20 protein-coding genes are annotated in these 24,579 nt (G+C 39.0%); 8 read left to right on the forward strand and 12 right to left on the reverse strand.

What is annotated here, in order from left to right; genetic code table 11:
* Window positions 1-190: 190 nt before the first annotated feature.
* The 11 genes from N782_RS07750 to rpmH all read right to left on the reverse strand — a co-directional run bounded on the left by N782_RS07750 (window position 191) and on the right by rpmH (window position 11,811).
* Window positions 191-898, reverse strand: coding sequence for a DUF554 domain-containing protein (locus N782_RS07750; RefSeq protein ID WP_036818158.1), 708 nt, complete (start codon window positions 896-898; stop codon window positions 191-193).
* 208 nt (window positions 899-1,106) lie between these two features.
* Window positions 1,107-1,946 carry a ParB/RepB/Spo0J family partition protein gene (locus N782_RS07755; protein WP_036818160.1) on the reverse strand — a complete coding sequence of 280 codons (840 nt, stop codon included), beginning with the start codon at window positions 1,944-1,946 and terminating at the stop codon, window positions 1,107-1,109.
* A complete protein-coding gene (locus N782_RS07760; protein WP_036818162.1) occupies window positions 1,927-2,700 on the reverse strand; it encodes a ParA family protein in 774 nt (257 codons plus the stop codon). Before N782_RS07760 ends, N782_RS07755 begins: the two co-directional genes overlap by 20 nt.
* 245 nt (window positions 2,701-2,945) lie before the next feature.
* The gene (noc, locus tag N782_RS07765; RefSeq protein ID WP_036818163.1) at window positions 2,946-3,827 is read right to left on the reverse strand and encodes a nucleoid occlusion protein; all 882 of its coding nucleotides are present in this window, start codon (window positions 3,825-3,827) and stop codon (window positions 2,946-2,948) included.
* A gap of 552 nt (window positions 3,828-4,379) precedes the next feature.
* The gene (gene rsmG, locus N782_RS07770) at window positions 4,380-5,099 is read right to left on the reverse strand and encodes a 16S rRNA (guanine(527)-N(7))-methyltransferase RsmG (protein WP_036818164.1); all 720 of its coding nucleotides are present in this window, start codon (window positions 5,097-5,099) and stop codon (window positions 4,380-4,382) included.
* An 18-nt stretch (window positions 5,100-5,117) separates the two neighbouring features.
* Entirely contained in the window at window positions 5,118-7,016 is a 1,899-nt protein-coding gene (gene mnmG, locus N782_RS07775; RefSeq protein WP_036818166.1) for a tRNA uridine-5-carboxymethylaminomethyl(34) synthesis enzyme MnmG, read from the reverse strand.
* A gap of 24 nt (window positions 7,017-7,040) precedes the next feature.
* Window positions 7,041-8,417 carry a tRNA uridine-5-carboxymethylaminomethyl(34) synthesis GTPase MnmE gene (mnmE, locus tag N782_RS07780; protein WP_036818168.1) on the reverse strand — a complete coding sequence of 459 codons (1,377 nt, stop codon included), beginning with the start codon at window positions 8,415-8,417 and terminating at the stop codon, window positions 7,041-7,043.
* Window positions 8,418-9,523: 1,106 nt separating this feature from the next.
* A complete protein-coding gene (jag, locus tag N782_RS21950) occupies window positions 9,524-10,318 on the reverse strand; it encodes an RNA-binding cell elongation regulator Jag/EloR (RefSeq protein ID WP_036818170.1) in 795 nt (264 codons plus the stop codon).
* Window positions 10,315-11,058 carry a YidC family membrane integrase SpoIIIJ gene (gene spoIIIJ / locus N782_RS07790; RefSeq protein ID WP_420805585.1) on the reverse strand — a complete coding sequence of 248 codons (744 nt, stop codon included), beginning with the start codon at window positions 11,056-11,058 and terminating at the stop codon, window positions 10,315-10,317. The genes jag and spoIIIJ overlap by 4 nt, the downstream gene beginning before the upstream one ends.
* 127 nt (window positions 11,059-11,185) lie before the next feature.
* The gene (gene rnpA / locus N782_RS07795; protein WP_036818175.1) at window positions 11,186-11,539 is read right to left on the reverse strand and encodes a ribonuclease P protein component; all 354 of its coding nucleotides are present in this window, start codon (window positions 11,537-11,539) and stop codon (window positions 11,186-11,188) included.
* A gap of 137 nt (window positions 11,540-11,676) precedes the next feature.
* Window positions 11,677-11,811 carry a 50S ribosomal protein L34 gene (gene rpmH / locus N782_RS07800; RefSeq protein ID WP_036818177.1) on the reverse strand — a complete coding sequence of 45 codons (135 nt, stop codon included), beginning with the start codon at window positions 11,809-11,811 and terminating at the stop codon, window positions 11,677-11,679.
* A gap of 792 nt (window positions 11,812-12,603) precedes the next feature.
* On the opposite strand from rpmH, the gene dnaA reads away from it, so the two are divergent.
* The 8 genes from dnaA to N782_RS07840 all read left to right on the forward strand — a co-directional run bounded on the left by dnaA (window position 12,604) and on the right by N782_RS07840 (window position 23,190).
* Window positions 12,604-13,959 (forward strand): chromosomal replication initiator protein DnaA, encoded by a 1,356-nt coding sequence (gene dnaA / locus N782_RS07805; protein ID WP_036818179.1) that lies wholly within the window; start codon window positions 12,604-12,606, stop codon window positions 13,957-13,959.
* Window positions 13,960-14,149: 190 nt separating this feature from the next.
* Window positions 14,150-15,292, forward strand: a complete 1,143-nt coding sequence (gene dnaN / locus N782_RS07810) for a DNA polymerase III subunit beta (protein ID WP_036818180.1) — start codon at window positions 14,150-14,152, stop codon at window positions 15,290-15,292.
* 164 nt (window positions 15,293-15,456) lie between these two features.
* On the forward strand, window positions 15,457-15,678 hold the full coding sequence (gene yaaA, locus N782_RS07815; protein WP_036818182.1) for a S4 domain-containing protein YaaA: 222 nt from the start codon (window positions 15,457-15,459) through the stop codon (window positions 15,676-15,678).
* 193 nt (window positions 15,679-15,871) lie between these two features.
* Window positions 15,872-16,990, forward strand: coding sequence for a DNA replication/repair protein RecF (recF, locus tag N782_RS07820; protein WP_036818185.1), 1,119 nt, complete (start codon window positions 15,872-15,874; stop codon window positions 16,988-16,990).
* Window positions 16,991-16,999: 9 nt separating this feature from the next.
* The gene (gene remB / locus N782_RS07825; protein WP_036818187.1) at window positions 17,000-17,284 is read left to right on the forward strand and encodes an extracellular matrix regulator RemB; all 285 of its coding nucleotides are present in this window, start codon (window positions 17,000-17,002) and stop codon (window positions 17,282-17,284) included.
* 38 nt (window positions 17,285-17,322) lie between these two features.
* A complete protein-coding gene (gyrB, locus tag N782_RS07830; protein ID WP_420805583.1) occupies window positions 17,323-19,251 on the forward strand; it encodes a DNA topoisomerase (ATP-hydrolyzing) subunit B in 1,929 nt (642 codons plus the stop codon).
* A 133-nt stretch (window positions 19,252-19,384) separates the two neighbouring features.
* Window positions 19,385-21,913, forward strand: a complete 2,529-nt coding sequence (gene gyrA, locus N782_RS07835; protein ID WP_036818191.1) for a DNA gyrase subunit A — start codon at window positions 19,385-19,387, stop codon at window positions 21,911-21,913.
* A 218-nt stretch (window positions 21,914-22,131) separates the two neighbouring features.
* Entirely contained in the window at window positions 22,132-23,190 is a 1,059-nt protein-coding gene (locus N782_RS07840) for an HD-GYP domain-containing protein (protein ID WP_237582621.1), read from the forward strand.
* Between the two features lie 310 nt (window positions 23,191-23,500).
* Here N782_RS07840 and N782_RS07845 read toward each other — a convergent pair whose 3' ends face one another.
* On the reverse strand, window positions 23,501-24,463 hold the full coding sequence (locus tag N782_RS07845) for a YaaC family protein (RefSeq protein ID WP_052111235.1): 963 nt from the start codon (window positions 24,461-24,463) through the stop codon (window positions 23,501-23,503).
* Between the last annotated feature and the right edge of the window lie 116 nt (window positions 24,464-24,579).

Consider the following 24,579-nt stretch of genomic DNA (forward strand, 5'->3'; position numbering starts at 1 on the left):
ATGAGATAAAGGAAACACGAAGAGCGGAAGCGATTCGATGTTGACTTATCGTAAGGAGGGGCAGGAAGTTTGCTAGTCGCTGGGCGCTGGAGCTGGACACGTATGCGCCAGTAATTTATGCTTTCGTTGCTTTTAAAAAAGCCTAGCACTCCAATTAAATGGACTGCTAGGCTTTTGCTTTGTGTTTTTCTTATAGACCCAATTGAATACTACCGTATAATACAACCCCTACTAGTAGCAGGCTTGGTAGAAGGTTTGCGACTCTTATTTTGGTTATATGTAATAAGTTCAAGCCAATTGCTACAATAAGTAACCCACCTGTAGCTGTCATTTCTATTATAAAGAGATCCAAAAATGACTGCGGTAACCAACGATCGATTTGTGTAGCTAACAAAGCAATACCACCTTCATATAGCAATACTGGTAAGATGGAAAATAGTACACCAAATCCTAACGTGGTCGTTAATACTAATGCCACGAACCCATCTATAATTGCTTTAGTAATTAAAATATCATGATCGCCTCTTATGCCGCTATCCAACGCCCCAACCACAGCCATAGCTCCGATAACAAAGATGAGAGAAGCGGTCATAAACCCTTGCGAAACACTGTCGTTAGATTCTTTACTAAATCGAGTTTCAACCCAACTCCCCAGTTGTTCAAAACGGTCCTCAATCTTAAGTGCTTCACCTATGAATGCTCCAAACAAAAGACTCAACACCAATACAATAATATCCTCAGATTGAATGGCCATTTGAATGCCTATCAATAACACAGCCAATCCTATTCCATTCATCGTTGTTTCCTTGACTTTCTCAGGTACTTTATGGAGAAAGAGCCCTATAATTCCCCCTATTAAAATACCTACCCCATTCATTAGAGCACCGTACACAACCATTAGCTCATCCCAACCCCCATTACTGTTTTGAATCTAGCAGAAACAGGACTTTTGTTTCACGTGGAACACTATACTACAAATCCCTTCCCACAAATCGTAAAAGCTGCCAATTGGCAAGTCCTGTCTACAAATTTCACTTATACACACTCCTTAAAAGTGAAAAAATCCTGGTATTGTGTGTTACACATACCAGGCTCGTCCTATAAGCTTATTCAAATAGGTGTAGGATTCTCTCTAGGTCTTCATCAGAGAAAAATTCAATTTCAATTTTCCCTTTTCGCTTTCCTTTATGAATCGTAACACCTGTACCTAAACGCTCTTGTAAGACGGATTCTCTCTCTTGGAGGAACACATCTTTTTGTGTTTTTTTCTTCTTTTTCTTTTGCATGTTTTTTTCATTCATTTGTATGATCAATTGTTCGACTTGTCGTACGTTTAATTCTTCATTTCGCACTTTTTCAACTAGCGGCATAAGCTGTTCTTTATTTTTCAAGCCTAGTAACGCTCTTCCATGCCCCATTGATAGCTCCCCATTATTAATGAGGGCACTGACTGGTTCTGGTAAGGAAAGCAGGCGTACTAAATTGGCAATATGAGGCCGACTTTTACCAAGTCGTGCGGCTAGCTGTTCCTGGGTCATGCCAAGTTCTTTCATTAAATTAGAGTATGCTTTTGCCTCTTCAATCGGGGTCAAATCTTCTCGTTGTAAGTTCTCTAATAAGGCAAGTTCCATCATGTTGGTGTCGTCTAATTCACGAATAACGACAGGTACTTTTTCAAATCCTGCTTCTTTCGCTGCTCTAAAACGACGTTCTCCAACAACAATTTCATAGCCTTTAATACTTTTGCGTACAATCAGCGGCTGAAGAATACCATGTTGGATTATGGACTCTTTTAATTCTTCAATCGCCTCTGTATGAAAGGTCTTACGTGGTTGATAAGGATTTGGCCGACATTGATTTATCGAGACCTCTTGAACCGCTTCCTCCTGCTTAGCTTCCATATCTGGAAAAAGCGCGTTAATACCTTTACCCAACCCTCTGGCCATTCACCATCACTTCCTTTGCTAATTCTAAATACACTTCAGCTCCTCGTGATTTTGGATCGTATAAAATAATAGGTTGTCCATGACTTGGGGCTTCCCCAAGACGAATATTACGAGGAATAATAGATTGGTAGACTTTATCTTGGAAGTATTTTTTCACTTCTTCTATAACTTGTATGCCTAAGTTTGTACGAGCATCTAACATAGTAAGTAAAACGCCCTCGATCATTAATTGTTTATTTAAATGCTTTTGAACAAGGCGAATAGTGTTTAAAAGTTGGCTTAATCCTTCCAGGGCATAATACTCACACTGAACTGGTATTAAAACGGCGTCCGATGCTGTTAGAGCATTAATCGTTAGCAATCCTAATGAAGGAGGACAATCAATGATAACAAAGTCATATTGATCTTTAACGGAATCAATAGCTTTTTTCAATCGGACTTCTCTTGATATTGTTGGTACTAATTCTATCTCCGCTCCAGCTAATTGAATCGTAGCTGGAATAGCTTTTAAGTTTTCTACCATGGTCGGAACGGTTACATGCTTAGCTTCCAAGTCCTCTACAAGAACATTATATACACATTGATCCATATCAGCCTTATCAATCCCCACTCCGCTCGTAGCGTTACCTTGAGGATCGATATCTACAAGCAATACCTTATGATTTAAATAGGCCAAGCAAGCGCTTAAATTTACAGCGGTGGTTGTCTTCCCCACACCACCTTTTTGATTGGCAACTGCAATCACTTTGCCCATGATGTCACCTACCTCTTATCCATCAAATCTTACACCTTATATTTTATCATTTTTTTTCAGAAAAACACGACTTTTCACTAAATATTGGTGGAAGTTAGGTCTATTATCGTACATGGTGTTCATGACCGTCTAAAAATCGACCCGGTTATGATTCTACCAATAACGCCATTGTAAAAACTCAACCTATATATAGTGCAAAAATACCCATCTTTTTAGATATGTTCAAAAAGATGGGTAGCAACGATTTAGGATTTGTTTTTTGGAATTTTTACTGTGATTTGGTAGTAATCCTCATAGTCTTCCTCGGCTGTTTCTAGATTGATTCCAGAATCAGATACCATCGTTAAAGATTGGCGTATTGTATTCATAGCAATTCTCGTATCCTTACTAATGCCTTTTAACTTTGGTTTCTTTTTCTTTGGCTCATTATCTTGAGAGAGCATTTTTTCAATGCGTTCCTCTGTTTGCTTGACATTTAAGCTCTTTTCAATGATTTCCTCTAATAACTTTTCTTGTTTCTCTTGCTCTTTTAAAGCTATCAAAGCACGAGCATGACGCTCTGTGATTTTTCGATCTAGGATTGCCTGTCGAACGGATTCTGGTAATTTGAGAAGACGTAATTTATTTGCAATTGTAGATTGGCTCTTTCCTAATCGTTGAGCTAAAGCCTCCTGAGTTAGACCATGAATTTCTAATAGCTTTGAATAGGCCGTTGCTTCTTCAACCACAGACAATTCTTCACGTTGTAGATTCTCTATTAACGCTACTGAGGCTGTTTGCGTATCATCCATTTCCCTTAGAATTGCGGGAACCTGTTCCCAGCCTAATACTTGTACCGCTCTCCACCGTCTCTCGCCGGCTATTAACTCATATCCTTCGTCTTGACCTTCGATTTTTCGAACGACTATTGGCTGAATCATACCGTGAGTATGTATGGTTTGCGCTAATTCTTCTATTTTTTCCGGATTAAAGATAGACCTGGGTTGGTAACGGTTTGGCTGAATTTGTTCAATAGGAATCTGGACGACTTCATCAGGATGGTATTCTTGCTGTTCTTGTTCTTCCGCTTCGGCTCCTGCTTCGGATTTATCTCCTAATCCAAACAAACGGCTGAATGGGTGTTTCATCCTTAGACACCACCTTTTCTACTTTCACACTCTTGTGTATATTTCTTTATGTGTCTTGTTAAAAGGAATGTTTCACGTGAAACAAATAGAAAACTTACCATCGGGCAAGCCTCCAGGGAATATAGAGGCAAAAAGCATCTATAAAAATCAATTTACATATCAGTTATAAAACCATCTAATTAAATAAACACAACCATTCACTATGTGAATATCAATGTTTTTTATACTTTCATTCATCAAATTTGGGATATCTGAAAGTACAAAAAAGCGCATCAGCTGAAATGCTGGCGCGCATCTCGTTCCGTAACAAAATAATCTTCTATTATTCTATCATATTTATCTATAAATTAGCAGTGACTGCTAGAAATCTTTTCAATCTAGTAGACAGGAAAGAACATGCTAGAACCAACATATTCTACGCCTATCAGACAAAATCCTCTTTTCTTTTATCTTAAATGTGCTCAACGCAAACATAATGGTAAAACCCTTGGAATGTATGTAGAAATCCTGCTACACCTAACATTTGTAGCAGGATAATAGGAACATGACATGCTATTCTACGAGTGGGCTTTTGTTTGGTAGTCCAGCTTTTCGTGGATATTTCTTAGGCGTCTTACGTCTTTTATCAATGATGGCAATGCTTCTTTCACTATCTTCTTTAGGAAGGTAAAAGGTATGAAACGTATTTACTTCTCCCCCAAGAAGTTTCACTGCAAAATCAGCATCCTTCATTTCCTCATCAAATTGAGAGCCTTTCATGACTAAGAAAGTCCCACCAACTTTTGTTAGAGGCAAACATAATTCACTTAATACCGACATACGGGCTACCGCTCGAGCTGTCACGACATCAAATTGTTCTCTAAATTTTGCGTTTTTCCCAAAGTTTTCAGCCCGATCGTGGTAAAAGGCTACATCAGATAATCCAAGCTGCGTTGCTAAATGATTCAAAAACGTAATTCGTTTTTTCAATGAATCCACAATAGTAACCTTTAGTTCTGGAAATACAATTTTGAGGGGGATACTAGGAAACCCAGCACCCGCTCCAACATCACATATTTGTAGAGGCTGATTGAAATCCATATAAAAGGCTGCTGATAACGAATCATAGAAATGCTTTAAGTACACATCCTCTTCATCCGTTATCGCTGTTAAATTAATCTTTTCATTCCACTCTACCAGGGTTTGAAAATACGTGTTGAACTGATCCACCTGTTCCTCACTCAATTCAATTCCCTGGTCTTTCAAAGCTTGAAGGAAGGCTTCTATATTCATGCATACAATCCTTTCCGCTTATGCTTCATCTCCTGAAACCTTTGCAATTTTACCTTGCTCGATATATACAAGTAGAATTGAAACATCGGCAGGGTTTACGCCTGAAACTCGCGAAGCTTGCCCTACAGAAAGTGGACGTACTTCTTTCAATCGATCGCGAGCTTCTGAAGCAATACCATGGATATCATCATAGTCGATATCATCTGGAATCTTTTTGTTTTCCATTTTTCTCATGCGTTCAATTTGTTCGTTTGATTTTTGAATGTAACCAGAATACTTGAGATGAATTTCCACTTGTTCTCTTACGTCTTCTGGTAGTTCTTTATCTGGTTTCGTTAGCTCCGCTACTGCATCATATTTCATTTCAGGACGACGAAGTAAATCAGAGGCACGAACAGCTTCCTTCAATGGAGAACCACCTGCTTGTTCAATGGCAGTCTGCACCTCATCAGTCGGTTTCAACATAACACTTTCTAAACGTTTAATTTCTTCTTCGATCAATTGTTTCTTTTCTTGGAATTTGGTATAACGCTCTTCTGAGATTAATCCAATATCATATCCAATATCCGTTAGTCGTAAATCTGCATTATCGTGACGAAGAATCAAACGATATTCAGCACGAGACGTTAACAGACGATATGGTTCATCTGTTCCTTTTGTTACTAGGTCATCCATCATAACTCCAATATAAGCTTGTGACCGATCTAGGATTACTGGTTCAGTACCAAGCACTTTACCTGCTGCATTGATTCCTGCCATTAACCCTTGTGCAGCTGCTTCTTCATACCCAGAAGTTCCGTTGATCTGACCAGCTGTAAACAGACCATTAATAGCTTTCAACTCTAATGTTGGCCATAATTGGGTTGGCGTTACAGAATCGTATTCAATAGCGTATCCAGCACGCATGATTTCTGCGTTTTCAAGTCCAGGTACAGTTTCCATCATCTCTTTTTGCACCCCTTCAGGAAGAGACGTGGATAGTCCTTGCACATACACTTCTTCTGTATTGCGTCCTTCTGGCTCTAAGAAGACCTGGTGACGCGGTTTATCATGGAAGCGTACGATTTTGTCTTCAACTGATGGGCAATAACGAGGTCCTGTCCCTTTAACCATACCTGAATACATAGCTGAGGAACTTAAGTTATCATCAATAATCTTGTGAGTGTGTTCATTCGTGTACGTTAACCAGCACGGAACCTGATCCATAATAAATTCTGTCGTTTCATAGGAAAAGGCACGAGGTACGTCTTCTCCTGGTTGAATTTCCGTTTTGGAATAATCAATCGTATGACTGTTCACACGCATTGGTGTACCCGTTTTAAAACGAACCATTTCAATTCCTAGTTCTTCTAAATGCTCAGATAATTTCGTAGAAGAACGTTGGTTGTTCGGTCCACTTTCATAAGCGAGATCTCCAATAAGAACTTTTCCTCGCATAAAAGTACCAGTAGTAACAATAACATTGTCAGCGTAATAAGCCGCTTTTGTTTCCGTTACAACACCTTTACATTGGCCATCTTCCACGATTAATTCTTTTACCATTCCTTGGCGAAGGGTAAGATTTTCGGTGTTTTCCAATACTTTCTTCATTTCTTGAACATATAGATGCTTATCCGCTTGAGCACGAAGCGCACGTACAGCCGGGCCTTTTCGTGTATTTAATAAACGCATTTGAATATACGTTTTGTCGATTACTTTAGCCATTTCACCGCCTAATGCATCGATTTCACGAACAACGATACCTTTGGCAGGTCCACCTATAGATGGGTTACATGGCATGAATGCAATCATATCCAAATTAAGTGTTAGCATTAATGTCTTTGCTCCTCGACGAGCCGCAGCTAACCCTGCTTCCACACCAGCATGACCAGCACCTATAACGATAACGTCATAATGTCCAGCGTCAAATGTTGACATGATACTCTCTCCTTTATTATAAGTTTATTTCCCTAAGCAGAATTGAGAGAACAATTGATCTAATAGGCTATCACTAACAGAGTCTCCTACGATCTCACCGAGTAGCTCCCAGGTTCTTCTAACGTCTATCTGTACAATATCGATTGGCATATCTTCTTCCATGCCACGCATTGCATCTTCAAGCGCTTCTTTCGCTTGATTTAATAACTGAACGTGACGAACATTGGAGACGTATGTCATATCTCCAGTATCCAAGTCCCCTTCAAAGAAGATTTCTGAAATAGCTGTTTCAAGCTGATCAATTCCTTCTTCTTCGATAATCGCCGTATTAACAATTGTATGCTCACCAGCTATTTCATGGAGTCGATCCATGTCTAGCTTTCTAGGAAGATCCGTCTTATTCACAATCACAATAACATCCATACCTTGGACTGCTTCAAATAATTTTTCATCTTCCTCTGTTAATTCATCCCCATAGTTGAGTACGAGTAAAATAAGGTCTGCTTCTTGAAGAACTTGACGAGACCGTTCCACACCAATTTTTTCAACAAGATCTTCTGTATCGCGAATTCCAGCTGTATCAATCAAGCGAAGCGGTACGCCACGTACGTTTACATATTCCTCAATGACATCCCTTGTTGTACCAGGGACTTCTGTAACGATTGCTTTATTTTCATGCACGAGTGCATTCATTAATGAGGATTTTCCAACGTTAGGTCTTCCAACAATAGCTGTTCCGAGACCTTCTCGTAGTATTTTCCCTTGCTTTGCAGTTTGTAAAAGGCGTTCTATTTCTTGATGGACTTTCTTGGTGTTTTCAATCATTAACTCATTTGTCATTTCTTCGACATCATCATATTCTGGATAATCAATATTCACTTCAACTTGAGCTACTGTCTCCAGTAATTGTTGCCTCAATTGCTGAATAAGCTGAGACAAACGTCCGTCCATTTGTTTTAACGCTACATTCATGGCACGATCCGTTTTCGCTCTGATTAAATCCATTACCGCTTCAGCTTGGGACAAATCAATTCTTCCATTTAAGAAGGCGCGCTTGGTAAATTCACCAGGCTCTGCTAATCGTACCCCTGAGTCTAAAACGAGTTCTAGCACACGATTTACAGAAACAAGACCTCCGTGACAATTAATTTCTACAATATCCTCACGGGTAAATGTTTTGGGAGCACGCATAACAGAGACCATTACTTCCTCAACTAGTTCATTCGATTTTGGATCTATTAATTTTCCATAATGAATCGTATGCGATGCCACCTGTTCTAGCTCTTTCCCGTGAAAAATTTTATTGGCTCTTGCTACAGCCTCAGGACCACTTAAACGAACGATGGCGATGGCTCCTTCTCCAACGGGCGTTGATATCGCACTAATGGTATCCGTATCCATGCCTTCACCCCTTTCTTTTATTTATCGAACTATCTATAGTTATCCACAAGATTAATTTATATAGTCACTAACTAACTAGACTAGCATAAAATGATTTTGTTTGAAAAGATTTTTTTACTCAGTATAGCCATTTTTAACCCACTTCAACCTTATCCACATGTGGATAACCCACATTAATCACCTCTATTATTTTATCATGTTCTTATCCACAATCCAGTTATTCGACCTTATCACAGTGAAATTTATCATAATGGCCTTTTAACTATTCCATACCAAGCCATTTGTATGAAGAAAAAATATAAATCGTTATGAATTTGTACTTTATATTATTCAAATTTAGAGGCATAATTTTGAAGACTTGGATTCGAGATAAATTCAGTTATTTAGCAAATACCTAACAAAAAAGAGGGATGTTTCCGTAGCTTTTGTGAGAATAAAGGTGGCCGTGGAACAACTCGCGTCCTGTCGGCGGCCCTACACGATGTAGGGTCGTTCGACGTTGTCACACGATGTGACGATTTTAGTCGAACCTCCCCTTCCAAGCCTCCTCAAGCCCAAAATCGGGGCTTTCCGGGGGCTCGCCTACCTCTTTCTCCGACCTTGTTCCACGGCCACCTTTGCTATTGTTGGGAGGAACGGAAACATAGTCATGTTGAAAGGTAGAGGTACTTGCATATATTCTGCATTATGATCTACGAACTAATAAATTTTAGTATCGAAATTCAACTTCACACATATAAAGTCTATTTCTCCCAAGGGGGTAACAAGAGAAGGCTTCCACTGAAAATAAGAGCATTTTGACGGTTTGGAGAGGTACTGCATTTAATCGCGGGTCCGATAGCCTTGATTTAACAGGGGGTGAAGGGGGACTGCGAGACTCCCGCGGGAGAAAGAGGTTGGTGAGACCCCGGAGGGAGCGAAGCCAGTGAGAAGGCTCACCAGCTCGCCCACAGGAAAGCGAGTTGTTCCACCGTACCCCCCCTTCCCTTTTATGCATCGGACCCACCACCTTTTAAAATATCTCGATTCCAAGTCTTCAACATAATGGAGCTAAAAAAGAATAAAAAAATCCCTTAACGCATTCATTTCGCGCTAAGGGATTTTTTTTATTCTGGTCTGATCACTACATGTCGATGGGGTTCAGTTCCATCGGAATAGGTAGTAATATTTTTATGATTTTGTAAGGCTGTATGAATAATCTTGCGTTCATAAGAAGGCATTGCTTCTAAAGCGACATCACTATTCGTACGAATTGCTTTCTCTGCCAAACGGTTAGCCAAATTTGTTAACGTGTCCTTCCTTCGTCCACGATAACCTTCCGCATCAACAATTGCCGTATGGTAATTGTCACTACGTTGATTAATAACGAGCTGAGCTAAATACTGCAGTGCATTTAAGGTTTGGCCTCGTTTCCCAATGAGTAAAGCAATTTTACTACCAATCAACTCAAATATGACTTCTTTTCCATTTCGGTGAACCTTCACATCAATCGTAGCTCCCATTCCAGCAGCTACATCTATTAAATATTGTTTCGTTTCTTCAATAGAATCATGTTTTTGAGCCGGTTCAACCACTTTTGTTGCTTCCTCACCAGCAGAAAAGTCTGTTTCTTCCTCTTTAGTGTGGTTAGGAATGGTTGGTTGTTCTTGAATCTGATTGTTTGCTTCATGTTCATCAGAAGGCTCTGTTTGTTCTAGCTGTTGTTCGGAATCTTTTTCTTCTTCTGGTTCCACAATGCTTACCTTCACAATGGCTCGTTTTGTGCCAAAAATTCCAAAGAATCCTTTTTTTCCTTCATCAATGACTTCGACATTGACTTGGTCCTTCGAGGTGTTTAACTGCTCTAACGCTGATTGGACCGCGTCCTCAACTGTTTGTCCAGTAGCAGTTACTTGTCTCACTTACTCGCTCCCCCTGTTTCCGTTTCCTTCATCATTGGTTTACGGATGAAAATGGTTTGGGCAATCATGAAAATGTTACCCACTACCCAGTATAATGCAAGAGCTGCTGGGAAGTTAAGTGCAAACACACCAATCATAATAGGCATGATATATAACATCATTTTCATTTGCGGATTTTGCATAGCCTGTCCAGATCCACCCATCATAAGCTTCTGCTGAATGAAAGTGGTGATAGCTGCTACAATCGGCATAATGAAAAATGGGTCTGGTGCTCCAAGTTCAAACCATAAGAAGTTATGCGTTTGAATTTCTTGAGTACGCATAATAGCGTGATAGAAAGCAATCAAAATCGGCATTTGTAGTAAGATAGGGAAACATCCTGCCAATGGATTTACTCCATGCTTTTGGAAAAGCTGCATCGTTTCCTGTTGTAGTTGTTGCTGTGTTTTTTGGTCTTTTGAGCTATATTTGGAACGTAGCTCTTGTAATTCTGGCTGGATATCTTGCATAGCCTTTGAACTCTTCAATTGCTTCACGTTTAGCGGCAATAGAATGGTACGAATAATAAGTGTAACAACAATGATTGATAGTCCAAAACTTTCGCTAAAGAGACCAGCAAAGTATTTAATTAGCACTGACAGCGGATAAACAAAATATTCATTCCAAATTCCTGTACTTTCAGAGGTAATATCCTGGTTTATTTGAGTACAACCTGAAAGTAAAACAAGAAGTCCTGTCATCACTAACAAGTAAAGGATCTTCTTTTGCAACGTCGTCTCCTCCTTACAAATCCTAATCCATAAATAAATACGTCACTTTGTATTTTACCATTTTTTCTTCATCAGGTTCTATATAAAATCCTCGGCTTCATTTCACATTTGATTTTACCAAAAGATTCGTTTTCGACAATACATGCGTCAGGCTTTTCTTGATTTGAAAGTAATTCATTTGATTGGTCGGCTTACGAGCAATCACTACCAGATCAAATGATGGCTTTATACTTGAATCTAAATCATGAAAAGCCTGACGTAAATAGCGCTTAATTTGATTACGCATGACAGCATTTCCTATTTTCTTGCTTACAGATAACCCCACTCGGAAATGTTCCTGGTTCTCATTTCGAACGTAGTACAGTACAAGCTGTCTATTCGCAAAAGAGGCACCGTTCTTAAATACCCGTTGGAATTCTTCATTCTTTTTAATTCGATTACGTTTTTTCATACTAAAATCCTCACTCCAATATCAAGAAGGAACATAGGTTACATTATGATCATTATATTCCTTACTAATCCTTTCCGAAGTAAGGTGTTTCAATCATCGATAGCTAGAAAAAAGACCACTGATAGTTATTCAGTGGTCTATGCAGATAATACTTTTCTACCTTTACGGCGACGACGTTTTAGAACCTGACGTCCATTCGCATCGCTCATACGAGAACGAAAGCCGTGTACTTTTTTACGCTTACGGTTATTTGGTTGAAATGTGCGTTTCATTTTTATAGACACCTCCCTGAGGAAATAAATAATCGATCTTCAAAAGACAGTCCAATTCATTATAAAAATTCCACACATAAATGTCAACTTCTTTTTCTAATTATGTATTCGATCTAGTTCGAGCTTTTAACACTACTCTTTTTTAAAATTGGATTTTATATAAATTAAGAGAATATAAATCTATGTATCTCCAAATACTTGTTCAATCAACAAGATTTATCTATATAAACACCCCCTGTGAATAATTTTTAGGGAACTCTATTTCTATCCACACCCTTTATCGACAAGATACTCACAAAATGTAGTGTTGTGGATAAAATTTATCTACAACCCGTAGATAATGTGGATAAGTGTCGAAAAAACGTTGCACTATCAGTATTTATTTGGTATTATATTTGTGTTTTAATAATGAATAACTGCTCACACCCAATACTGATATCCACAGAGTGTGGATAAACTGTGGATATGTATTCACAAGTATGTGAGTGTAGTTATCAACAAATATGTGGATTATGCTTACAAGTCGAATGATTACTGTTATAGTAACAGTTTAGCATCCACATCAATAAAAGCATTTAGAGTTTAACAAAAGTTGTACAAGCCACCTCCGGATCTTTCTTTTCTGGAATGCCATCATTCTTGCAAGAGGAAAGAGTACGCGAGGTTTTTTGTTTCCTAAACTATTTTCTATGTCTTAAATATCTGATTTCTTACAGGTAAAAGTAGAAGGATTGCGACCTAATACGTAGTTAAATCCGTCGCATTTTCTATTGATGAAAGGGGTGAAATGACTTGGAAAATATTAAAGAGCTTTGGGACAATACGCTGAGTCAGATAGAAGAAAAAATCAGCAAACCAAGCTTCGAAACATGGTTGAAGAGTACAAAAGCAGATTCTTTGAAGGACGATACACTTGTCATTGTGGCACCAAATGAATTTGCTAGAGATTGGTTGGAAAGTAGATACGCCAATCTGATCGCTGATACTCTTTATGAAGTTACTGGGGCTCAGCTGCGTACAAAATTTATTATTCCTGAAACAAAAGAGGAATCAGTTGATGATGTAAAACCAGCAATTAAACAGTCTTCAAACAATAAAGATAGCGACCAAGAAGAATCACCACAGAGCATGCTTAATTCCAAATATACTTTTGACACATTTGTCATTGGATCAGGTAATCGCTTTGCCCATGCCGCATCTTTAGCAGTTGCAGAAGCACCAGCTAAAGCATACAACCCATTGTTTATTTATGGTGGTGTAGGACTCGGGAAAACGCACTTGATGCATGCCATTGGCCATTATGTCTTGGATCATAACCCGTCAGCTAAGGTAGTTTATCTTTCTTCAGAAAAATTTACGAATGAGTTTATTAATTCAATCCGTGATAACAAAGCCGTGAATTTCCGCAATAAATATCGAAATGTGGACGTGCTTTTAATTGATGATATTCAATTCCTAGCTGGAAAAGAACAAACTCAAGAAGAATTTTTCCATACGTTTAACACATTACACGAAGAAAATAAGCAAATTGTAATTTCTAGTGACCGACCACCAAAGGAAATTCCAACATTAGAAGACAGGCTTCGATCTCGCTTCGAATGGGGACTTATCACAGATATTACCCCACCAGATTTAGAGACAAGGATCGCCATCTTACGTAAAAAAGCAAAAGCAGAAGGATTAGACATTCCTAATGAAGTGATGCTTTATATTGCCAATCAAATCGACACAAACATCCGTGAACTAGAAGGGGCACTTATACGTGTAGTAGCGTACTCCTCTCTTATCAATCGCGATATTGATGCATCCCTGGCAGCTGAAGCATTGAAAGATATCATTCCTAGCTCTAAGCCCAAAATCATTACCATTAAAGGGATTCAAGAGATGGTTGCGGAAAAATACAACATTAAAGTTGAAGATTTCGCAGCAAAGAAACGTACTAAAACCATCGCTCACCCTCGTCAAATAGCTATGTATCTTTCTAGAGAAATGACTGATTTCTCTCTCCCTAAAATAGGTGAAGAATTTGGCGGACGAGATCACACAACAGTCATCCATGCTCATGAGAAAATCTCGAAAGCACTTAGTGAAAATCAGCAACTTCAAAATGAAATTGAAGAATTAAAAGAGGCCTTGAAGTCTGGTTAAGGACTTATCCCCTTGTGAATAAACGTGAAAAACTCCCCAAAGTTACTCACAGTCTATCCACATGTGGATATCCTTATTTGAAAGGGTTGAACTTGAGTTATTCACAAATTCACAGCCTATATTACTACTACGATCATTTAAATAATAATTAAATATAAATATATAAAATCCATTTAGGAGGATTTAAAAGATGAAATTTACAATCCAAAGGGATCAACTTATGGAAAGTATTCAAGATGTGATGAAAGCTATCTCATCAAGAACGACTATTCCAATCCTAACGGGAATGAAAGTAGAAGCTACTGAACAAGGTGTGAAACTTACAGGTAGTGATTCTGATATTTCAATTGAGTCATTTATTCCTAAAGAAGAAGATGGAATCGTATATGTAGAAAACATTCAACCGGGAAGCATCGTATTACAAGCGAAATATTTCCCTGATATTGTACGTAAATTGCCACAGCAGACCGTTGAACTAGAGGTAGATGATCATTTAAACGTCGGCATCCGTTCTGGAAGTGCTGAATTTAACTTGAATGGACAAGATGCTGAAGAATATCCACATCTTCCTCAATTACAGACAGAACAAAGCTTTGAGGTGCCGATTGACCTTTTAAAAGATCTAATCAGACAAACGGTATTCGCGGTGTCCACCTCAGAAACACGCCCCATCTTGACAGGTGTAAACATGATGGTAGAGAACAGTGAACTATACTTTATTGCAACGGATAGCCACCGTTTAGCTTCAAGAAAAATTCCTATGCAGGAACAGCTGCAAAATCTATCGTTCAACAATATTGTTGTTCCAGGCAAAAGTTTAACGGAGCTTAATAAAATACTTGATGACTCTCAAGAAACGATTGAAATAAGCGTGACGGAGAATCAAATTTTATTCCGTACCCAGCACTTATATTTTCTTTCAAGATTACTAGACGGAAACTATCCAGAAACATCTCGTTTGATCCCTGATCAGAGTAAAACGATCATGCACATTGATACGAAAGAATTACTACAATCTATTGATCGTGCTGCTCTTTTAGCAAAGGAAAATCGAAATAGTGTCGTTAAGTTAACGACAAAAGCGGACAATCATATCGAAATAACAAGTAACTCTCCTGAGGTTGGTAAAGTTGTGGAAGAAGTAGAAGCTGAATCGCTTGAAGGGGAAGAACTAAAAATTTCTTTCAGTGCCAAATATATGATGGACGCACTAAAAGTAATCGATACGGAGAAAGTGAACATTCAATTTACTGGTGCGATGCGTCCATTCCTCATTCGTCCAATCGATAATGACCAAATCTTACAGTTAATCTTGCCTGTAAGAACGTATTAATTAAGTTTTTAAAAGAAAAGCGAAAGCCCAGAAATTTATGCTTACTTTTCTAATTAAATAAAATTTCACGAAAAAGCAAGGGTTTTTGCGCCCTTGCTTTTCTTATGAGCTATTCTTTAGTAAAATAGATAGAAGGCCAAGAATATACTATTAGGGTGAAGAAAATGCATAAACGTATTGAGATTCAAACGGATATGATTCAGCTCGGACAATTTTTACAATTAGCTAATGTCATTGAATCAGGTGGAATGGCAAAGGTGTTTTTATCTGAATTCCCAGTTTTTGTAAATGGCGAAAAAGAAGCACGTCGTGGTAGAAAACTAAACGTTGGTGATGTAGTAGAAATTGAAGGAGAGGGAAGCTATACCGTTGTAAAAGAGGAGTAATTCCCGACACGATACAAGGCTTGCCGATTGACGTTTCCCTGAATAAATGTCAAAGGTACCGTTATGCTCTCCCTTTCTCCATAGAAAAGAAACGGGGAGCTGCCGACATTTACTAATTTCGGTGAATAGTCGGTCTTTCTAATTAGGTCAGATTTGATCATAGATCTGGCGTTAGATCTAAAGGGGAATTCCAATGCATATCGAAGACATAGCGTTAAAACAGTATAGAAATTACCAAGATATCCACTTAACCTTTGATGACAAGGTGAATGTAATCATTGGCGAGAATGCGCAGGGTAAAACGAATTTGATGGAGGCAATCTATGTTTTAGCATTTTCTAAATCGCATCGTACCCCACGGGATAAAGAACTTATCATGTGGGATGCAGAATATGCTAAAATAAAAGGGAGTGTGTTTAAAAGAAAACGTAAATTCCCGATGGAAATCGTTGTCTCGACGAAAGGCAAGAAAGCAAAACTAAATCACTTGGAACAGAAGCGCTTGAGTGATTACATCGGAGCGCTTAATGTTGTGATGTTTGCACCTGAAGACTTGAACCTAGTCAAAGGCAGTCCTCAGGTTCGTCGTCGTTTTATCGATATGGAAATTGGTCAAATACAACCTGCATACATTTACCATTTAGGACAATACCAGAAGATCCTAAAGCAGCGGAATCATTTGCTAAAGGACTATCAGCGTAAGCAGAATATGGATCCGACGATGTTGCAGGTGTTAACCGAGCAACTAATTGAACATGCTGCAACCATTGTAGAGCGTCGATTTAAGTTTCTTCACTTGCTTAGACAATGGGCAAAACCTATTCATGAAGGAATTAGCAGACAGCTAGAAAACCTAGAAATTGCATATGATGCCTCTCTAGATGTATCAGAGGATATGGATTTGTCCAAAATGGTAAGGGTATTTCAAGATAAATTTGCGGAAGTAGAACGTAGAGAGATAGAGCGAGGGACAACGCTCGTTGGTCCTCACCGTGATGATTTGATTTTCTATGTGAACGGAAAAGATGTACAAACCTATGGATCTCAGGGGCAACAGCGTACAACCGCTCTATCATTAAAGCTAGCTGAAATTGAATTAATCCATAATGAAGTAGGAGAATATCCAATCCTATTACTAGATGATGTATTAAGTGAATTAGATGATTTCAGGCAGTCTCATCTTTTGCATACGATTCAAGGCAAGGTCCAAACCTTCGTGTCTACGACGAGTGTGGATGGTATTGAACATGAAACACTCCAGCAAGCAGATATATTCTACGTAGATCAAGGTCATGTTACCAAGGGGAAATGAGGTGGCACATTGTTTATCCATATTGGGGAAGATCACGTAATTGAATCGCATGATGTAATATCCATAATTGATTACGAATTATTCTCTTCCTCCTCGATCGTAGAAGAAATGATTATGAACCAAAGAAGTAATCAACGAGTTTTTGAGTCTCCAAATGCCGAAGCAAAATCAATTGTTATTACGAAAGACTATATATATTTCAGTCCGTTATCCGTCCTTACGTTAAAGAAACGTGCCAACATCACGACAACGTTAAACAAGATGGAAGATTTCTCTGATGGTTTTTCTGAATAGATAGTAATTAACCTAGTGAAAGAAGTGTAGGTGAGAGCATGACGATGGAAGATAAATTATCTGAACAACAAGCTTATGATGAAAGCCAAATACAAGTGCTTGAAGGGTTGGAAGCAGTTCGAAAACGACCTGGAATGTATATTGGCTCTACTAACGAAAAAGGTCTCCATCACTTAGTTTGGGAGATCGTCGATAATAGTATTGACGAGGCGTTAGCTGGGTACTGCGATCATATTACCGTGACGATTGAGGAAGACAACAGTATTACAGTTACCGATAATGGCCGTGGTATTCCTGTTGGTATGCACAAAAAAGCGAATCGCCCAGCTGTAGAGGTTATTTTAACCGTTCTTCACGCAGGCGGTAAATTCGGTGGTGGAAGCTACAAAGTCTCAGGTGGCTTACACGGTGTTGGTGCTTCGGTAGTAAACGCCCTCTCCAGCCAACTAGAAGTGTTTGTCCATTTGGATGGTCAAATTTACTATCAAAGTTATCAACGTGGTATTCCTGATGAGGATTTAAAAGTAATTGGAGAAACGGATATCACAGGGACTCGTATTCACTTTAAGCCGGATACAGAAATCTTTACCGAAACGATTGAATACCAATTTGACACATTAGCCAATCGAATTCGTGAACTAGCCTTTTTGAACAAAGGGTTGATGATTTCCATCAGTGACAAGCGCGATAATGAAAATGAAACGAAAGACTTCTACTACGAAGGTGGTATTGTCTCTTACGTTGAACATTTAAATCGTACTCGCGAGGGATTACATGAACCTGTGTACGTAGAGAGTGAAAGCGAGAATATAAGTGTGGAAGTAGCCCTTCAATACAACGATGGATTTGTTAGTAACATCTACTCTTTTGCTAATAATATTCACACCTATGAAGGTGGTACACACGAATCTGGCTTTAAAACGGCTTTAACGAGAGTTATTAACGACTATGCTCGTCGTAACAACATGTTTAAAGAAAATGATCCAAACTTAACAGGAGATGATGTTCGAGAAGGACTTACTGCTATTATCTCGATCAAGCATCCTGATCCACAGTTTGAGGGACAAACGAAGACGAAGTTAGGGAATAGTGAAGCTCGTACTGTTACAGATAATATTTTCAATGAACGCTTTTCGAAATTCTTATTCGAGAATCCGGACACAGCTAAAAAAGTTGTGGAAAAAGGACTAATGGCTTCACGAGCACGAGCTGCAGCCAAGAAGGCAAGAGAACTAACACGTCGTAAAAATGCTCTGGAGATCTCCAATCTACCAGGGAAATTGGCTGACTGTTCGACAAAAGATCCGAACATCGGCGAATTGTACGTCGTTGAGGGAGACTCAGCAGGTGGCTCAGCTAAGCAGGGGCGTGACCGACATTTCCAAGCGATTCTTCCACTACGAGGAAAAATTATTAACGTCGAAAAAGCTCGTCTAGATAAAATCCTATCAAATAATGAGGTTCGCTCTATTATTACCGCTCTTGGGACAGGAATTGGAGACGAGTTTGATATTTCCAAAGCTCGCTATCACAAGATTGTAATTATGACAGATGCCGATGTAGATGGTGCCCATATTCGAACGTTGCTGCTTACATTCTTTTATCGTTATATGCGCCCATTGCTAGAGCATGGCTATGTTTATATTGCGCAGCCACCGTTGTACAAAATTCAACAAGGCAAAGCGATTTATTACGCCTTTAACGACAAAGAGATGGAAACAAAATTAGAAGAATTATCGAAAACGCCAAAGCCTAGCTTACAGCGTTACAAGGGTCTAGGTGAGATGAATCCTGATCAGTTATGGGAAACAACCATGGACCCTAAGACAAGGACTCTACTACAAGTAGAATTAGAAGATGCCATTGAAGCGGATGAAATCTTTGAAATTCTAATGGGGGATAAAGTAGAACCTCGTCGAAACTTTATTCAAGACAATGCCCAATACGTGAAAAATTTAGATGTGTAAAAAGAAGTGCGCAGGTGCCTTTGATTGTTAACAAAGGCATGGAGGTACTCATGTTCAGACTTGTCCATCAGGAAACGAACAAGTCTGAACAGACCTACATCCTGTAGGCCCTCATATTTGATAGGAGGTCGTTATGGTGGATCAACAACGTCCCCAGGTACAAGAAATAAACATTAGCCAAGAAATGAAAACATCCTTTATGGATTATGCGATGAGTGTAATCGTGTCCCGTGCTTTACCTGATGTTCGTGATGGGTTAAAGCCGGTACATAGACGAATTCTCTATGCAATGCATGACCTTGGGATGCATTCGGATAAAGCCTATAAAAAGTCGGCTCGTATCGTAGGTGAAGTAATTGGTAAGTATCACCCACATGGTGACTCTGCTGTGTATGATTCCATGGTACGTATGGCGCAAGATTTCAACTTTCGTTACATGCTCGTAGATGGACATGGAAACTTTGGTTCTGTTGATGGTGATGCTGCAGCAGCCATGCGTTATACAGAAGCTCGTATGTCCAAAATTTCAATGGAAATTTTACGCGATATTAATAAAGATACCATCGATTATGACGATAACTATGATGGCACAGAAAGAGAACCAGTTGTGCTTCCTGCACGTTTTCCAAACTTACTTGTAAACGGAGCAAGTGGTATTGCCGTTGGTATGGCGACAAATATCCCGCCTCATCATTTAGGTGAGGTCATCGACGCTGTGTTAGCTGTGAGTAAGGATGGGGATATTACAATAGATGAATTGATTAGTGATTATATTCATGGACCAGATTTTCCAACAGCTGGCCAGATCCTTGGACGAAGTGGTATAAGAAAAGCCTATGAGACAGGTAAAGGGTCACTGACTGTTCGAGCGAAAGTGGATATTGAAGAACAAGCAAATGGGAAATCTAGATTGCTTGTATCTGAACTTCCTTTCCAGGTGAATAAGGCTAAGTTGATTGAAAAAATTGCCGAGCTTGTTCGTGACAAGAAGATTGAAGGGATTACAGACCTCCGCGACGAGTCCGATCGTGAAGGATTGCGCGTTGTGATTGAACTACGTCGTGATGTAAATCCGAATGTTGTACTAAACAACCTTTATAAACAAACAGCTCTCCAAACCTCTTTTGGTATCAACATGCTTGCTCTGGAGAATGGTCAACCAAAAGTAATGAATTTAAAACAATGTCTTGAGCATTATCTCGATCATCAAAAGGTTGTCATTCGACGTAGAACAGAGTATGAGCTAAGAAAAGCTGAGGCTCGAGCTCATATACTAGAAGGTTTACGAATTGCTCTTGATCATATTGACGAAATTATTACCCTTATTCGCGAGTCTCAAACAACTGATATTGCTAAAGAAGGTTTGATGACAAACTATGAACTAAGCGATAAGCAAGCTCAAGCGATTTTAGACATGCGTTTGCAACGCTTAACCGGATTAGAACGTGAGAAGATTGAAGATGAATATCAAGAATTAGTCAATTTAATTGCGGAGTTGAAAGCAATCCTAGCTGATAATGAAAAAGTGCTCGAAATTATTCGTGAGGAACTAACCGAAATAAAAGAGCGTTTTAACGATACGCGTCGTACGGAAATTGTTACAGGCGGAACAGACTTCATTGAAGATGAAGACTTAATTCCTGAAGAAACAATCGTAGTTACCGTAACGCACCAAGGTTATGTGAAACGTTTACCAGCTTCGACGTATCGTTCGCAGCGACGCGGAGGACGTGGAGTACAAGGTATGGGTACGAATGAAGATGATTTCGTAGAGCATCTTCTTTCCACATCAACGCATAATACGTTGCTGTTCTTTACAAACAAAGGAAAAGTTTACCGAGCTAAAGGATATGAAGTTCCTGAGTTTAGTCGAACTGCGAAAGGAATTCCGATTATTAATCTGTTAGAGGTTGAGAAAGGAGAATGGGTTAACGCTGTTATTGCAGTAGAAGACTTTGTCGATGACTGGTACCTATTCTTCACAACGAAACACGGAATCTCCAAACGTACGACCTTATCTCAGTTTGCCAACATTCGTCGTGGGGGACTTATTGCCCTAGGACTGCGAGAAGATGATGAATTAATATCCGTACGTTTAACGGATGGATCCAAGCATATTATGATTGGAACAAAAGGTGGATATGTCATTCGATTCCCTGAGGAAGATGTTCGTACAATGGGAAGAACCGCAGCCGGTGTGAAAGGTATATCCTTGCGTGAAGGCGATGAAGTGGTTTCCATGGAAATGATTGAAGATGGGCTTCAGGTTCTTAACGTTACAACGAAAGGCTTCGGAAAACGTACACCAGCAAATGAATATCGTATTACCGGTAGAGGAGGAAAAGGGATTCGTTCTTGTAACTTGACCGATAAGAATGGGGAAGTCGTTACCGTTAAATCGGTGACAGGTGATGAGGATATTATGATTATCACAGAAAGTGGAGTCCTTATTCGTATGCCTGTTGAAAGCATCTCCCAAACTGGACGTAATACACAAGGTGTCCGTTTGATTCGTCTTCAAGATGATGAAGAAGTTGCAACAGTAGCACAAATCGAAAACAAAGAAGACGATGAGGAAGAAGATACGGAAGTACACGCTAACGAAACATCAGAAGCAACCGATACGATTACAGACCAACAAGAATCTACAGAAGAAGAGTAAGAAGAAAAGAGGATACACAGTTTTGTGGTCCTCTTTTTTACTTTGAAAGTAAAGAATATATACGTTCTGGCGTTTGCGGTCTAGCTCCAGCCCTGATTCCATCAGGGGCGTAAGTAAAGCCTTTCGGTGGCGACCAAGGCGCTCTGAGCTTTTCTTATACCATAAGTAGAGGAAGTGAAATCATGCGAGTTCATCCCAGCCAATTAGTATCGGGGTGTATGGTCACAACAGATGTTATTGGGAAAACCAACCAACCAATAGTTCCCAAGAACACTGTCATAAAACCAATTCATATTACGGTATTACATAAATTTCTAGTGAACGATGTGGAAGTTGCACCAAAACTAGCGAATGGAGAGGCTTTTTTACCCGAGCATGCTATAGAGGAAGAGGATTACATAGAGCAAGATGATGGTAAGGAAGAACAGCACGTTCCATTTCTGAACCTTTATTTAGAAGCTGTCCAAGAGTATAAAAATATGTTCAAAGACTGGCAATCAGGGGCGCCCATTAATATCGCTAAAGTTCGGACTCTCCTAGTACCATTAATTGAGAAAGCTAATGAAAATAAAGGCAAAGTTTTCATGCTTCATCACTATTCAACAAAGGAAGATTACTTTTATCATCATAGTATTGCAGTAGGATTGTTATCTGCCGTTATAGCTCACCAGCTAAAATATAGCAATGGTGAAGTTATCCAGATAGGGTTAACAGGATTTCTAAGTGATTGTGGTATGGCCAAAATTGATGAACGCATTTTATTTAAAAAAGCCCCTCTCATTACTCAAGAATTTGAAGAGATAAAGAAACACCCTACGTATTCTTATCGACTGGTTGAAAACATCCCGGTATTAAAGAACAATGTTCGGTTAGGCGTTTTACAGCATCATGAACGAATGGACGGAAGTGGTTATCCAATTGGATTAACTAGCTCGAAATTAAATCCATATGGAAAGATTGTAGCCGTTTGTGATATGTATCATGCGATGACTTCAGAACGCTTATACAGGTCCAAGCAATCACCATTTATGGTTCTGGAGGAATTAATGCAGGATCAGTTCGGTAAATTTGATCATACGGTTGTCCAAGCACTCATTACGAGCATGACCAATTTTACGACTGGCACTCATGTAAGATTGTCAAATAACCAAAATGCTGAAATTATATTTATGGAACAAAAGCTTCCAACTCGTCCTATGGTACGACTACAACACAATGAAGAGATTATTCATCTGAAGAATCATTCCTCCTTGTATATAGAGGAAATACTAACGTGAGGATATGAGTAGGAAACAACCAGAGAAATCTGGTTGTTTTTTTAATTGTCTAGCGTACTATAAAATTCAACGCTTGTTTATAACTAAAAAAAGTGATGCGGCCACGTCCAGCTCCAGCGCCCAGCGACGTATGTGCTTCCCTCATCTCTGTACGATAAGTCAACATCGAACGCTTGAGCTCTTCGTGTTTCCTTTCGGCCTACACGATGTAGGTTGGTTCGATGTTGCTGCGTGATGCAGCGGTCTTAATCGAACTTCCTTATAAGGACAGTTTGTACGTCGCTACCCGGGCACTTGCGCTTTTGTTCTTCTAATTTTTATATTGGTCCAACAACGCGTGTCCGATTAGATGCGGAATCTTTTGTTGGGTGAGCTTCAAAAAGGCTTTTATATAAACCAAATCCTCACTAGAAAAGGAATGTATTTGATCCCCCCACCATTCTGTTTCATACCGACAAATCATACTTAAATTATAGAGCAGTAAATAGTGTGTAAGTATTTCAGGAAAAGGTTCTAGATGTTTTCGATGGTTAGATAGGGTGTACCTATCTTCATAACTATCATAATAAAAGTACGGATGGTTTGGATTATCGAGCGGTTTTTCTAGAGAGAGGTGAATATTATTGTCCTTTTGAACAGTGTTCTGAACATTAAGTTGTAGTTTTTTTATTGATTGCGAAAAATATGAAAATGTCCAGTTGTAGTCATCTAATATCAAATCAGGTAGTTGCCATACATGAGGATCAATCTGTTCAAGGTAAGCATGGTTTTGCTTATGAAAGGATAATTTATATATAGAATTTAACTCTGGAATTCTTGATAGTAGATCATTCATCGAATATTTTTCCGTAGTAAATTGTTCCACATGAAACAGGTGATTAGCTAAGTAGGAGAATAATCCTTTATGTTGAATCTTAACTTCATCCTGTAAGAAAGAGTACTGTTGTTTCTTACGTTTTCTTGTCGTTACCCCATGTGCTAGGATACTAGTGGTTTCAGGATAATCAGGTCGTCTTGTTATTAAGAGGGCTTTGAGCAATTGCCCCATTCCATAGAACAAGAGTACAGGTTGAATGGCTAGAGGTGATTGTTTACCTTGTTCATAGTATGTTTGACCGTGTTCGAGATAATAGATGAGTCGGTACGTATTTTCGAAGCTTTTTCGATCAGAGTCACTATAACCAAGATTGTGATAACATTGGGATAAATATGTTTGTGCAAAAGGCGCAGATTGTAACTGCAGGAAAATGGACTGAATATTTTGGATTTTCATTGGCAGTATTTCACTTCCTTAAAACAGTTGAAAATACATGGTTGTTGTCGTATTGTTAGTTAAAATATATATAAAACGGTTAGCCTATGTTTAGTGTAACCAAGATATTCACAAAC

Origin of the sequence: Pontibacillus yanchengensis Y32, assembly GCF_000770635.1 — a bacterium.
GTDB lineage: Bacteria > Bacillota > Bacilli > Bacillales > BH030062 > Pontibacillus > Pontibacillus yanchengensis.